Annotated in this window: 13 protein-coding genes; 4 read left to right on the top strand and 9 right to left on the bottom strand. The window is 61.1% G+C overall.

What is annotated here, in order from left to right:
- Positions 1-284 precede the first annotated feature (284 nt).
- A complete protein-coding gene (locus P3T42_RS25060; protein WP_074300994.1) occupies positions 285-1,244 on the top strand; it encodes an NAD(P)H-dependent flavin oxidoreductase in 960 nt (319 codons plus the stop codon).
- 127 nt (positions 1,245-1,371) lie between these two features.
- On the opposite strand, the gene P3T42_RS25065 is transcribed toward P3T42_RS25060, so the two are convergent.
- The 3 genes from P3T42_RS25065 to P3T42_RS25075 all read right to left on the bottom strand — a co-directional run bounded on the left by P3T42_RS25065 (position 1,372) and on the right by P3T42_RS25075 (position 4,719).
- Positions 1,372-2,310, bottom strand: coding sequence for a LysR family transcriptional regulator (locus tag P3T42_RS25065; RefSeq protein ID WP_074300995.1), 939 nt, complete (start codon positions 2,308-2,310; stop codon positions 1,372-1,374).
- Positions 2,311-2,518: 208 nt separating this feature from the next.
- Complete coding sequence (locus P3T42_RS25070; RefSeq protein WP_074300996.1) at positions 2,519-3,610, bottom strand: porin; 1,092 nt, start codon at positions 3,608-3,610, stop codon at positions 2,519-2,521.
- Between the two features lie 587 nt (positions 3,611-4,197).
- Positions 4,198-4,719, bottom strand: a complete 522-nt coding sequence (locus P3T42_RS25075) for a hypothetical protein (RefSeq protein WP_429307524.1) — start codon at positions 4,717-4,719, stop codon at positions 4,198-4,200.
- Between the two features lie 572 nt (positions 4,720-5,291).
- On the opposite strand from P3T42_RS25075, the gene P3T42_RS25080 reads away from it, so the two are divergent.
- Together P3T42_RS25080 and P3T42_RS25085 are read left to right on the top strand one after the other, a co-directional pair.
- Positions 5,292-6,317, top strand: coding sequence for a bile acid:sodium symporter family protein (locus tag P3T42_RS25080; RefSeq protein WP_074300998.1), 1,026 nt, complete (start codon positions 5,292-5,294; stop codon positions 6,315-6,317).
- A 235-nt stretch (positions 6,318-6,552) separates the two neighbouring features.
- A complete protein-coding gene (locus tag P3T42_RS25085) occupies positions 6,553-8,397 on the top strand; it encodes an EAL domain-containing protein (RefSeq protein WP_429307525.1) in 1,845 nt (614 codons plus the stop codon).
- Between the two features lie 113 nt (positions 8,398-8,510).
- Here P3T42_RS25085 and P3T42_RS25090 read toward each other — a convergent pair whose 3' ends face one another.
- The 4 genes from P3T42_RS25090 to P3T42_RS25105 all read right to left on the bottom strand — a co-directional run bounded on the left by P3T42_RS25090 (position 8,511) and on the right by P3T42_RS25105 (position 10,825).
- Positions 8,511-9,224: a hypothetical protein gene (locus tag P3T42_RS25090; RefSeq protein WP_429307526.1), complete on the bottom strand. Its 714-nt coding sequence runs from the start codon at positions 9,222-9,224 to the stop codon at positions 8,511-8,513.
- A 48-nt stretch (positions 9,225-9,272) separates the two neighbouring features.
- Complete coding sequence (locus P3T42_RS25095) at positions 9,273-9,719, bottom strand: hypothetical protein (RefSeq protein ID WP_143788487.1); 447 nt, start codon at positions 9,717-9,719, stop codon at positions 9,273-9,275.
- Between the two features lie 117 nt (positions 9,720-9,836).
- Positions 9,837-10,283, bottom strand: coding sequence for a DUF4279 domain-containing protein (locus P3T42_RS25100; RefSeq protein WP_074300755.1), 447 nt, complete (start codon positions 10,281-10,283; stop codon positions 9,837-9,839).
- A gap of 17 nt (positions 10,284-10,300) precedes the next feature.
- Positions 10,301-10,825, bottom strand: a complete 525-nt coding sequence (locus tag P3T42_RS25105) for an RHS repeat-associated core domain-containing protein (protein ID WP_429307537.1) — start codon at positions 10,823-10,825, stop codon at positions 10,301-10,303.
- A gap of 335 nt (positions 10,826-11,160) precedes the next feature.
- Here P3T42_RS25105 and P3T42_RS25110 point away from each other — a divergent pair, with 335 nt between their 5' ends.
- Positions 11,161-11,397 (top strand): SymE family type I addiction module toxin, encoded by a 237-nt coding sequence (locus P3T42_RS25110; protein WP_429307527.1) that lies wholly within the window; start codon positions 11,161-11,163, stop codon positions 11,395-11,397.
- A gap of 47 nt (positions 11,398-11,444) precedes the next feature.
- Here the strand turns inward: P3T42_RS25110 and P3T42_RS25115 are convergent, their stop codons facing one another.
- A complete protein-coding gene (locus tag P3T42_RS25115) occupies positions 11,445-11,813 on the bottom strand; it encodes a DUF6984 family protein (protein ID WP_429307528.1) in 369 nt (122 codons plus the stop codon).
- A partial coding sequence (locus tag P3T42_RS25120) for an RHS repeat-associated core domain-containing protein (protein ID WP_429307529.1) occupies positions 11,807-12,430 on the bottom strand: 624 nt, incomplete at its 5' end. The genes P3T42_RS25120 and P3T42_RS25115, both read right to left, overlap by 7 nt.

The raw sequence follows: 12,430 nt of genomic DNA on the forward strand, positions 1-12,430 counted from the left end.
TCTCTTGTCGTTGTTCGTCAAAGCATTGTAGGAGCGCTGTGTGTCCGTACGGGGTGGGTTAGGTCACGTAACCGTAGAACCTGAACACTCCTTCCAACTGTCTGGCCCCTGCAGACGGACAGTCATTCGCCTATAATCGAACGATCGTTCTTAAATTCGAATCGCCCCGACGGACCAACCGGACGAGATGCCCAGCCTGGCGTCGCGCCGCGGTTTGTCCCGCTACACTTCACATACGCCGGGCGTTTGATGCGCACCGGTCCGCTTTACAGGAGACTCGCACCATGGCATTGCCCGCCGTCCTGCAGCAGCTCGCGCTGCCCGTTGTTGCCTCGCCGATGTTCATCGTCAGCTATCCGGACCTCGTACTGGCCCAGTGCAAGGCCGGTATCGTCGGCTCGTTCCCCGCGCTCAATGCGCGGCCGGCGGAGCTGCTCGACGAATGGCTCACGCAGATCCAGGCATCGCTCGCCGAACACAAGGCCGCCCATCCGGATGCGGTGATCGGCCCGATCGCCGTCAACCAGATCGTTCATCAGTCGAATGCGCGGCTCGAGCATGACGTGCGGGTGTGCGTCGAACACAAGGTGCCGATTTTCATCACCAGCCTGCGCGCGCCGGCCAGGGAGATCGTCGACGCGGTCCACAGCTACGGCGGCATCGTGCTGCACGACGTGATCAACATCCGTCATGCTCAGAAGGCGCTGGAAGCGGGTGTGGACGGGCTGATCCTGGTGGCGGCCGGCGCGGGCGGCCATGCCGGCACGACCTCGCCGTTCGCGCTGGTCGGCGAAGTGCGGAAGATTTTCGACGGCCCGATCATTCTGTCCGGCGCGATTGCCAACGGCGGCTCGATCCTCGCTGCGCAGGCGATGGGCGCGGACCTCGCGTACATGGGCACGCGTTTTATCGCGACCCAGGAAGCGCACGCGGTGGAAAGCTACAAGCACGCAATCGTCAACTCGAGCGCCTCGGACATCATCTACACGAACCTGTTCACGGGCGTGCACGGCAACTACATCCGCGAAAGCATCCTCAACGCCGGGCTAGACCCGGATGCGCTGCCGGAATCGGACAAGACCGCAATGAACTTCGCCAGCGACAAGGCCAAGGCGTGGAAAGACATCTGGGGCGCAGGCCAGGGCGTGGGCCTGATGGACGACGTGCCGAGCGTCGCCGAACTGGTCGAGCGTCTGAAGAAGGAATACAACGAAGCGAAGGCGCGGCTCGGGATCGCACGCTGATCCTCGCGAACAACGCACGGCTCCTTTGGGGGCCGTGAGTCGTTTCATTTACAAAGCGCCCGACACCGGCTCTTGCTCGACGCAGCGGCACGCATTCAAGCCTCTATACCGGCGGACGCCCGTCCGCCTAGCTCACTGCCAGCGCCTTGATCTGCTCGAGCGACGGCCACAACGTCTCGTCTGCGAATCGCTCAGCCAGAAAATCGACGAACGAGCGTACCTTCGCCGACAGGTGACGCCGGCTCGCATACACGACATGAATCGGCAACTCGCGCGGCGGCACCTGGTCGACGAGCAGCGGCACCAGCCGGCCCGCGGCGAGATCGTCGCCGATCACTTCCGTGCCAAGCATCGCAATCCCGGCGCCTTGCAGCACGATGACCCGTTGCGCCTCCAGGTGATTGACGATCAGGTTGCCGGACAGCCGCACACGCGGCCCGCCTTCCGCGCCTGAAGGGCCGAGTTCCGGCGCAGCGACGCCCGCGTACTGCAGATAATTGTGGCGCGACAGATCGGCAATGCGGGTGGGCGTGCCATGGCGGCGCAAGTAGTCGGGCGACGCGCACAGCACCAGGTGCGCCGTCGCAATCTGCCGCGCAATCAGCGACGACGACTTCAAGCCCGACGGCGAGGCGCGAATCGCGACGTCGAACCCCTCGTCGATCAGTTCGACAACGCGATCGGACAACGTGATTTCCACCGTGACCTGCGGATACTGCGCCGCGTAGTCGGCCACCGCGCTCATCACACGGCTCAGGCCAAACGCCGACAGCGACGACACCCGCAGCCTCCCCTGCGGCACGACGCTCGCGGCGCCGACCGCCTGTTCCGCTTCGTCGAGTTCGGTCAGCACCTGGCTCAGCCGTTCGTAATACTCACGACCCGCCTCGGTGGGCGCGACGCGCCGGGTGGTGCGGTTCAGGAGCCGCGCACCGAGCTGCTGCTCCAGATGCATCACGTGCTTGCTCGCCATCGCCGCGGACATCTCCATGCGCTCGGCCGCGCCGACGAAGCTCCCCACTTCGACGACGTGGCGAAACACTTTCATGCTGACCAAGGTATCCATGGCAATCGCTCGTGCGAGGAATCAATCGACGCCATTTTGCCGTCTTTATCAAAGCAGTGTGAGCAAACCAGTCTTATCGCCCCTTTCCGTTTCCAGAAACGACAAACCCCGCCTTCTCACGAAGGCGGGGTTTGCGAAGCACAACGCGTCGCAGCCGGGGATGCGCTCAAGAGAACACCGGGCCGGGCCGCTTCAGGTTCGAGGATGCTCAGAACTTCGTGCGGATACCCACACCGTACGTGTTGCCCGAGGTCTGGCTGGTGTAGTGGTCGTACATATAAGCCGCGTAGACGTCCGTGCGCTTGGAGAGCGGATAGTCATAGCCGAGCGCCGCCGTCTCACGCGTCTGGTCCAGGCCGCTGCCGTCGCGCGAGTACGCGTACGAAGCCATGATCGTGCCGGGGCCGGCCGGCACCGTGACGCCGCCCTGGGCGGTGTTCACATGCCAGCTGCCTGTGGTCTGGTCGTTGTACGTGTACATGTACTGACCGTAGAACTTGATGAACTTCAGGTCGAAGGTGGCGCCGAACTGGGCCACGCTCTGGCTCTTCATGTCCGGCAGGCCGACGCTCTGCGCGAGGCCGGTGAGGTCGCCCGGATTGTTGTTGAAGTTCACGTACTGGTACACACCGGTCAAGGCGAACGGGCCATGGAAGTACAGGAACTGGGCGCTCCACTTCTTCGCGCCGTTATCCCCGGCCGTATTGCCGAGCGCGTACATCACGTTGGCGCTCAAGCCGTTGAAGTTCGGCGACGAATACTCCACCGCGTTGTTCCAGCCGGAATCGCCGACCACGCCCTGATCGGTCGTGTAGGTCGGGAACGTGCCGAGGCCGAGGTACGTGTGCCATACCATCGGCGAGAATTCGTACGAGTCGACGAACGGGTTGAACAGGATGGTCGACACGAACAGCGGTGTCGTCAGGCGTCCGGCCGTCACCGTGCCGTATGGCGATTCGATACCCACATAGGCGTTACGCGAGAACATCGTATCGCCCGTGAAGCGGCCGTACTGGCCGTTCTGCGCCAGGAAGAAGCCTTCGAGCGTGAAGATCGCCTTGTAGCCGCCGCCCAGATCCTCCGCTCCCTTCATACCCCAGTAGGACGTCGACATACCGCCGCCGGACACCTCCGCTGCGCTTTTGCCGTCCGGGAATTTCTGCACGCCGACCCATTCGTCGACCTGACCGTACAGTTGCACGCTCGATTGTGCGAACGCCGTCGATGCACCCGCCAGAAGGCCGGCGACCACGCTGGCCTTGAGAGTTGTTTTGAGCGCACGGCGGTAGTTTGTATTCATGGGTTCTCCTGTCTTTGTCAAAAGGGGGTATGGCTGTGCGGCGGGGAGCTCGCGCCAACGGTTTCTTGGTCGTCCGTTAGATCACCGAGCTAATCTGGGCGAGACCATCTTTGCGGACCATTTTTGTGGACAAAAATATGGGTTGTTATTGCCGGTATATCGGTCTGATTAGTTTTGTCGTTTATCGGACTGCTAAAGCACGGTGGCCTTTCGCCGGCACCCCCGTATCACGTCCCTAATAACGGGCTGTGAGGCCCGCCAGGACTGCTGCGCAAAGACGGATAACGGCTCAGGCGCCGCGCCGATGACCGATTACGGGCAAAGACACGAAATTTGACGATCAGGAGGGAGGCGACGTAGGGCGTTGTCACGAAAGTGTGGCGTGCATACGTCACTTATTTGGATGGGATCAGCGACAGCGGCCGGCGCGAAGGCTGGCTGACGGATTGAAAGCTACGGGAAAGGGTAGTGACGACCGCAGAACGCGGCAGTGCGCCGGTTGACTCAGGCTGGGTCAGTACGACGTTCGAAGGCTGAAAGCCTCACCGCGACGCAGGCGAGGATACGTTGAACACGCCGGGATAAGGTTAATTGCGGTAGGGGGTGGGCGCCGGTGGCCGCCCCATGTACTCGTCCGGCGGGCGGGGGACGGGACGCGTCGCCCCGCGCTCCTCGTTGTAGCGGGCCACGTCGGCGCGGATCGAGCCCGCACGCACCATCGACTCGTCTTCCGGCGGACGCGGCACCGAGCGCGTCTCGGCGCTCACGGTAGTAATGGATCCGGCGTACTGGAAGCCGTTGCGCGGATCGGCGCGGCTGTCGCCGCGATAACCGCCGCCGGCCACCCGCTGCGGTTGCGGCGCGTTGTAGCCGCCGCGGACATCGCCCGCGCCATGCGCGAGCCGGACATTGCGGTCAACAGGCGCGCCGCGTTCTGCACGGGCATTGGCATTGCGTGCATCGTGCGGGACGCCGGCGCGAGCGAAACCACCGCCCTGACCGCCGCCATGCGGCATCTGGGGCGCTCTCGCGTAGGCGAGCGAACAGAGCGCAGTCAGGACCGCGCCCAGAACCCACCGCCTTGTTTTCGCCAAACCTGCGTCCACCATGATTCACCTGCTCGAAGACCCGCCTGAAGCCTGCCGTTCGAGCTGCGGCGAGACTTGTTCCAGGATTTGCGAACCGCGTCGGTCTTTCCGAGGCGGATGCATCCCATTGGCCTTTGATCAGTAATTTATGGGTCGCTCCGAGGGGTGTCGAGCCAAAAAGTGTTAGGCCCGACACTGCCTTGTAACACCGTGTTACTGCGACGTTTTTTCACGACAAAGGCCTTGCGTGAGGGCCATGTTGGGGCTTCCAGATTGCCTCGTCGGACGGCCCAAACGACCGTCCCAAAGGGCCGGATTCCGTCGGTAGAAAACGCCCGGAAAAGGACGCACGCGGCACTCAAACGGAGAGGGTTCCATGGCCTTCGTTACGCAATACCGACCACCCTGCTGCGACCATCCGGCGCGGTGGTTGCGAGTCCCTCACATGCACTACCCGCATCAATCGATTCCGCAAATGAATTTGCATTTTTAATCACTTTCCATTACTAATGGACCCTCCCCTTACAGCAAACGGCCCGTGCCAGTGCGCACGCGTTTTTGCATTTCCGCCTTACCCGTATTGAGATTCCGAAATGGCTCGCCCGAAACTGCTTCCCGATAACTTCACGTTGTGCCTTGTCTGCACGGTGGTCCTCGCCAGCCTGCTGCCGGTGCATGGGCAGGCGGCCGTCGGCTTCAACTGGTTGACGAATATCGCCGTCGGCCTGCTGTTTTTCCTGCACGGCGCCAAGCTTTCGCGCGAAGCGATCGTGGCGGGCGCGACGCACTGGCGCCTGCATCTCGTCGTTCTGCTGAGCACGTTTGCGCTGTTTCCACTGCTCGGGCTCGCGCTCAAACCGCTGCTTTCGCCCCTTGTCACGCCTGCGCTCTACGCCGGCGTCCTCTTCCTCTGTACGCTGCCATCGACGGTCCAGTCGTCCATCGCGTTCACTTCGATTGCCAAAGGCAACGTGCCTGCCGCCGTCTGCAGCGCGTCGGCGTCGAGCCTGCTCGGCATCTTCATCACGCCGGCGCTCGTCAGTCTGGTGGTCACGAATCAGGCAGCCGGCGGCACGTCCGCCTGGCATACCGTCTGGAACATCGTGCTGCAGTTGCTGGTGCCGTTCGTGGCCGGACAGTTGTTGCGGCCGGTGATCGGCAAATGGATCGAACGCAACCGCGGCGTGCTGAAGTTCGTGGACCAGGGCTCGATCCTGCTCGTGGTGTACGGCGCGTTCAGCGAAGCCGTCAACGAGGGCCTGTGGCGTCATACGTCGCTTGGCGCGCTGGGCGGTCTGGTGTTGATCAATGTCGTGTTGCTGGCGCTCGCGCTGACCGTCACGATGTTCACCAGCAAGCGGCTCGGCTTCAACCGCGCGGACCAGATCACCATCATCTTCTGCGGCTCGAAGAAGAGCCTCGCCGCCGGCGTGCCCATGGCGAAGGTCATCTTCGCCTCGCACGCGGTGGGAGCTGTCGTACTGCCGCTGATGCTGTTTCATCAGATCCAGCTGATGGTGTGCGCCGCGCTCGCGCAACGCTGGGGCGCGCGCGACACCAGTGGCGAAAGCCACGCCGCCGCAGAGGAACGCCCCGCGGCTGCGGTTGCGCGCCGCTAGCGCATTGCTGTACGAGTCGAACAAGAGATTCATAAGCTCCTCCCTGAGCCTGTTTGAAGAAAGCCGCCGTCGAGCGGCTTTTTCGTTATTTCACGCCTAAACGCGCGCGCCGTCGCCCTGGCCTGATGGCATAGGCCAAGGTGAAGGGCTTACCCGTGAGATGTCACCAAAGATTCACTTAATTTATCCGCGGCGCTGCCGATAAGCTGACGGTCCACCGTTTTGGCCCACTGCCATGCCACTTCGCTCGCCCCCTCGATACGGAGCGCCCAGCATCGAGGATTTGATCGCCCGGCGTGATTTGTCCGCCGTATTCCAACCCATTGTCGATTTCGACGACGGAGCGATTCTCGGCTATGAGGGGCTGATTCGCGGGCCGGCGGGCTCTCCGCTCGAGACTCCCTTCGCGCTGTTCGCCCAGGCGAACGCCGAGGGTTGCGTCATTGCGCTGGAGCGGGCTGCCGCGCGCACCTGCATCGAGGCCTTCGCGCGCCTCGCGTGCGAGGGCCAGCTGTTCCTCAACTTCAGCGCGGGCGCGCTGCGGCAAATCGCGGATGCCTCGGATGACACGCTCGCCGTACTGCGGCACGCTGGCATCGAACCCGGGCGGATCGTGATCGAGTTGACCGAGCAAAGCGCGATTCCCGACGTCGGCAGCTTCCTGCCAGTGCTCGCGACGCTGCGCACCGCCGGCGCGCAATTCGCCCTGGACGACTACGGCACCGCGAACGCCAGCATGAACCTGTGGGTGCGGCTGCAACCGGACGTCGTGAAGATCGACCGCTTCTTTATTCACGACATCGCGAGCGACCCGCTGAAGTTCGAAGCCGTGCGCGCGATGCAGCACTTCGCCAACGCGAGCGGCGCGAAACTCGTGGCGGAAGGGATCGAAAACGAAGCGGACCTGATCGTCGTGCGCGACATGGGAATTGGCTGCGGGCAAGGCTATTTTTTCGGCCGCCCCAACGCACAGCCCGCGCGCATGGTCGCCGACGACGCACGCCAGGCGATCCGCGCCGGCCATATCGCGGTGTTCCCGGAAACCACCCGCTCGGGCGGCGCTTCGCCGTCGGGCGGCATGGCCTCCGCGAAGATGCTGGTGCATGCGCCGGCCTTGCAGCGCCACGCCACCAACAACGACGTGCTCGAACTGTTCAACCGCTTGCCCGACCTGCACGCGGTGGCTGTGGTCGAACACGACGAGCCGGTCGCGCTGATCAACCGGCGCAGCTTCATGGACCGCTATGCCCTGCCGTATCACCGCGAGCTGTTCGGTAAGCGGCCCTGCCTGCTGTTTGCGAATGCGTCGCCGGTGATCATCGAAAAATCGATGACCGTCGAGCAGATGGCCAAGCTGCTAGCCAGCGACGACCAGCGCTACCTGGCGGACGGTTTCGTGATCACCGACAACGGCAAATATGCGGGCCTCGGCACCGGCGAGAAACTCGTGCGCGCGGTCACCGAGGTACGCATCGAAGCGGCGCGCTACGCGAATCCGCTGACCTTCCTGCCCGGCAACATTCCGATCAGTTCGCACATCTCGCGCCTGCTCGGCAACGACGCCGGGTTCTACGCCTGCTACGTCGATCTGAATCACTTCAAGCCCTTCAACGACCAGTACGGCTACTGGCAAGGCGACGAAGTCCTCAAATTCGCGGCGGCGGTGCTCGCCGACGTGTGCGATCCGACGCGCGACTTCCTTGGCCACGTGGGCGGCGACGATTTCCTGATCCTGTTCCAGAGCGACGACTGGCAGGAGCGTGTACTGCGTGCGATTCATGTGTTCAACGAAGGCGCACAACGCTTCTACGCGCCCGACGACCGCCTGGCCGGCGGCATTCACGGTGAAGACCGGCGCGGCAATCCGACCTTCTTCGGCTTTGTCACGATGGCGATTGGCTGTGTGCACGTCGAATCCGACGGCGGTCCGACGCTGTATAGCAGCGAGGAAATTGCGTCGGTGGCGGCGCTGGCCAAGCGGCGGGCGAAGCAGGACGTGTCGGGCTTTGTGCTGATCGAGGCGGATGAGAGCGCGGCGTTGTTGAAAGGGCACGCGGAGCCGCCACAGTTGGCGAGTTAGTGGCGTGGGTAACGTGGGGTGCTCACGGTTCCTGCAGGTGGAAACAGCAGATGCGGCTGCGTGAGTTCGTATGCCCCGTTCCTGGCTGGGAGAAGCACGTCCTGATACGCCTTTCAGCTCGACGCCGCTTCCTGAGCCAGTTTCCGAATGTCCGGGTCCGCGTCGTGCAAGCACTCCGAAATGATTGCAGGCGCCAGCACGCCTCTTTCGCTCATCATGCTTACCGTTCCACATCGGCACAGCGTACAAGGATTATTTTCATAATCCCCAATGAGCGCTTCCAGGAGATCGCAAGACTCGTTCTCACGGCACATTCTCGCAATGCTGAAGCCGATCGCATGAGCCTCGCCATCACTCGCGGAAATGCCTGACAACGCAGATCTCACGAGAAGGGCGTCTTCATTGCGATAGTGTTTTACGAGCGTTTCCATACCGTCCGATACGGCCTTCGCGGATCGCGCAGAACGCAGGGCCGCGCGCGCGAAATTGCCCACGCTCGGATCGTGGCACTGTGCAAGTGCAGTAATTGCTGCGGCGCGAACCTTGTCGTGATCTGATTCCGCCAGCTTCCATATCGCAGGATGCAATTCCGGTAGCATTGCTGCGCGGAAAACCCACAGCAGTCGCAAGCAGACCTTCTCATCGCTTTCGTTGATCAAACGAAGCCAGACTACTTTCAGTTCGTCCACAGTCGCGTATTTGCCGAAGCGCGTGTATTTGAATGACGTGTCACCGACGCCCGCTGCCGCGTCAGCGAGTATTTTCTCGAGTGGAAGCTCGCGACGCGAACTCTCCCTTCGCTCCTCGATTGACCATAGGTAGCCCAAACTCCAAATCCACCAATTCGAGGGGCAGCGCTTTGGAGTCCTTCTGGACTAGGCGCTATCTGCCCGAGCGTGTTCAGACGCGGACGGTCGAAATAGCAGCCGATTGCAGACCACGGCAATCTGCGCCCCGATCGATGGCTCGAAAAGAACTAGCTCCAGCCTCCCATCATTGAAGTCCGCTAACCAATGGTGTTTAGAGTCAGGTTTCAACCAGGAGTCGGTGTCGGAAAAGCTGGTAGCCCAAGTCACCCAGTAATCGATCTCCTCCGTCGAAAATTGTCGTGCGGTGGACCTTAGCACTCGGCTTACTACGTTTTGCAACACGAAGTCTTCGGCGCGAAATGCTTTAACGCCGAATAACTCGACTGTGCAAAGTTGTCCCGTCACACGCAACAAGCCGATCCTGTATACCGAGGTACCTCGATCCATGCCAATTGAGACTATTTCTGCATCGTGCAGGGAGAAGTCGTTGTAGGAAACATTACCGATATCCATTTTTCCGTCCATCATTTCGGTTGCCACGGACCATGAATAGGGACGGGATCTCCGCGCGAGGGATCGCCATTCTCCTTACGCCCCCAGTCATGCCGGATTGACGCGCGCCAGCGATTCTTAGACCGCCTTGGCCTCCAGCATCTCCTCCCGCGGAGGCAGAATGTCGACCGTCACCTCCATGGGCAGCCCAATGCCCGATAGAGTGGATATCGCTTCGGTACCCATCAGGAACGAAAGGTTCGAAACAGCCTCATCCTCATCCCCCACTACGACATGCAAATCAATCCATGCACTTTCTACATCAGGCAACTGCGGGAGGCGTTCAATGGCATGCTGGAAGGTACTCCTCAGGCGCGCCACGTGACCATCGACAGTTAGCGCTTCGGACTCGTCTTTGCTTGCCCAATCCCAAACACCGTACCTTCTGACCACCTCCTTATTTGAGCGAGTGACGTGCCTGTCACCTTTGCGCCACGACGCATGGGGAGACACACCGAGAATCCGTGTAACTTCGTCTGGATTTAGGTGGTCCCCTCGGATACGCAAAGTCAGAAACATACGCATCAAATATTTCTCACGAATTAATGCCCATCGCCTAAATCTCCAATGTGCTCACCCGTACCGTCAAACACCTCCCCGGTATCCGGATTCACCGAGCAATCGTCTTTTGCTTTGGAGCCGGGACGATTGCGGTTACCCTTCTTTATGTCGTGAAATCTGTCGACAGCTTCATTAGGATTAACTCCGTTCTTGCGCCCCCAATCCTTGGCACCACGAATAGCATCAATGGCACCATCTGGCCGGCTAAATATCGGACCAAAGGTGTTGTTCCACCAGTCGTTGAGGCCCCGTGGCCCCCATGGCTTCGCGACTCCGGGAGGCACATCCTGTCCGCCCCCGCCCGGCACCGCTCCGGGAACCGGCGTGTATGGGAACGGCACCCCCTGCAATCCGAACGGATCAGACAACTGAACCGGATTGCCGTTGACGTAAGCATACGCGTTCGTCTGCCCACTCGCCCAGCCGGTCGGGTCTTCACTGATGAATCTCCCGGTTTGCGGACTGTAATACCGGTTCCGATAGTAAACAAACGTCCCGACGCGAATCCGCCCTCACATGGGCCGCTTCCCCTTAGCCGGCAAGGCTTTGCCGCGTATCGACTTCACCAGCAGAGAATTTTTCCAGACGCGATTCTCGATTGATTCGTATCTCAAAACGAGTGTGACTTCAGGGTCGTTACGCGATAACAGGCGCATGGCCGGCGTTACCGCGTGGGATTCAGCAAGGCCGGCACCAGCAGCCAAGAAGACAGCCGCACGGCGCGGCTCCGGCGCAAGCCGCTAGAAGCAGGAAGGAGAAGTTACGCAGTAAAAGCGCGGGCCGCATGGGCGGCAACCCATACGACCCGCTGACCACCACCAGCTCATACAGGGAGTTGATCATGGCTAAGACTGATCATAAAGCACCACCGCCACCCGTCACCGAACGGTCTGTCACCATCCAGGAATCCTGGCGCTATCAGAAACCGGCACGCCTGCCCTTCCATATGCGCAAGGAGCCGGCCACTTTTCCGTGGATGAAGCTCTCGGGGCGATGGATCGAGACCGCCGGCTTTGAACCCGGATCACGCGTGCGTATCACCGTCGAGTACCAGCGGCTCATCATTACACCGCTTTAAATACAGAAGGGCCGCGAACGCGGCCCTTCTGTCATGCATCGGCAATCTCAAGGATTCGAGCCGTCAGACGATGGCACAAAGTAATTCCATCTCTCTGGCAGTTTCCTTATGGGTCCGGGAGCGTCCTTATAGATTTCGATCTCCTGGCATATCCCATCGACCACATGCAGCAGAATATGCACGTCGAAACCATCCATATCCGGCGCATATAGTTCAACCGGCACCCTCGTAATGACCGATGCAGTTACAGCGTTTTGTATCTGCAAGCCAAGACTACCTTCATCATCGAGCTCTCGCACATTGCACGACCTTAGCTGCTCCCGAATCTGCACTACCCCCGGGAAATCGGGAGCAACGAGTAAATCCATCAGTTTTCGCTCGTGCGCTGCAGGCTCTCGATAACCAAGGGTCACCATGGGAAATATGTTCCTATATGTAAGCCGCCGTCGATAGGCATCCCTCGATACTGGATTCGGGTGCCACCAACAACTAGTGTTCCCCAAAAGCCAGCGCCGATACTGGTTTGCGGCAGCAGTGGCTGTACCTGCGCAGATATCGCACCTTCAACACACTGTGCCGAAAGCCCCGTGTCCGCAAGGTGCCGCGCTCCATGCCCGAAGGTAATGCCAGCTTCACCGGTAGGATCCGTGAACTGCACCGGGTTCCCGCCCACGTAAGCATACGCATTCGTCTGCCCACTCGCCCAGCCAACCGGATCCTCACTGATGAATCTTGCTATGGCCGGACTGTAATACCGGTTCCGATAGTAATACGCCCCCGTCCCATCATTCTCCCGCCCGGTGTACTGCTGCGAATTCACATCCGCGGCACCCGCCAGCGTCGTCACCCCGTACGACTGGTACCTGTACTGCGTCTGGCTCTGCTGGTTCGCATCGGTCAGCGCAATCACATTGTTATTCGCATCGCGCAGCACATACCGATCCCCACCCGCATCATCCCCAACCCGCCGGTACGTCAGCTCATCCAGTCCACCCTCCGGGTACGGCGAGAACACGCGAATCCGCCTTGACCA

It is taken from the genome of Paraburkholderia sp. GAS38, from assembly GCF_050434965.1.
In the GTDB taxonomy this organism is placed as follows: domain Bacteria; phylum Pseudomonadota; class Gammaproteobacteria; order Burkholderiales; family Burkholderiaceae; genus Paraburkholderia; species Paraburkholderia phenazinium_A.

What these genes read in the sequence shown, in the direction of transcription:
- P3T42_RS25060 (WP_074300994.1), top strand. Translation starts at nt 285, where the DNA reads ATGGCATTGCCCGCCGTCCTGCAGCAGCTCGCGCTGCCCGTTGTTGCC.
- P3T42_RS25065 (WP_074300995.1), bottom strand. Translation starts at nt 2,310, where the DNA reads ATGGATACCTTGGTCAGCATGAAAGTGTTTCGCCACGTCGTCGAAGTG.
- P3T42_RS25070 (WP_074300996.1), bottom strand. Translation starts at nt 3,610, where the DNA reads ATGAATACAAACTACCGCCGTGCGCTCAAAACAACTCTCAAGGCCAGC.
- P3T42_RS25075 (WP_429307524.1), bottom strand. Translation starts at nt 4,719, where the DNA reads ATGGTGGACGCAGGTTTGGCGAAAACAAGGCGGTGGGTTCTGGGCGCG.
- P3T42_RS25080 (WP_074300998.1), top strand. Translation starts at nt 5,292, where the DNA reads ATGGCTCGCCCGAAACTGCTTCCCGATAACTTCACGTTGTGCCTTGTC.
- P3T42_RS25085 (WP_429307525.1), top strand. Translation starts at nt 6,553, where the DNA reads ATGCCACTTCGCTCGCCCCCTCGATACGGAGCGCCCAGCATCGAGGAT.
- P3T42_RS25095 (WP_143788487.1), bottom strand. Translation starts at nt 9,719, where the DNA reads ATGGATATCGGTAATGTTTCCTACAACGACTTCTCCCTGCACGATGCA.
- P3T42_RS25100 (WP_074300755.1), bottom strand. Translation starts at nt 10,283, where the DNA reads ATGCGTATGTTTCTGACTTTGCGTATCCGAGGGGACCACCTAAATCCA.
- P3T42_RS25110 (WP_429307527.1), top strand. Translation starts at nt 11,161, where the DNA reads ATGGCTAAGACTGATCATAAAGCACCACCGCCACCCGTCACCGAACGG.
- P3T42_RS25115 (WP_429307528.1), bottom strand. Translation starts at nt 11,813, where the DNA reads ATGGTGACCCTTGGTTATCGAGAGCCTGCAGCGCACGAGCGAAAACTG.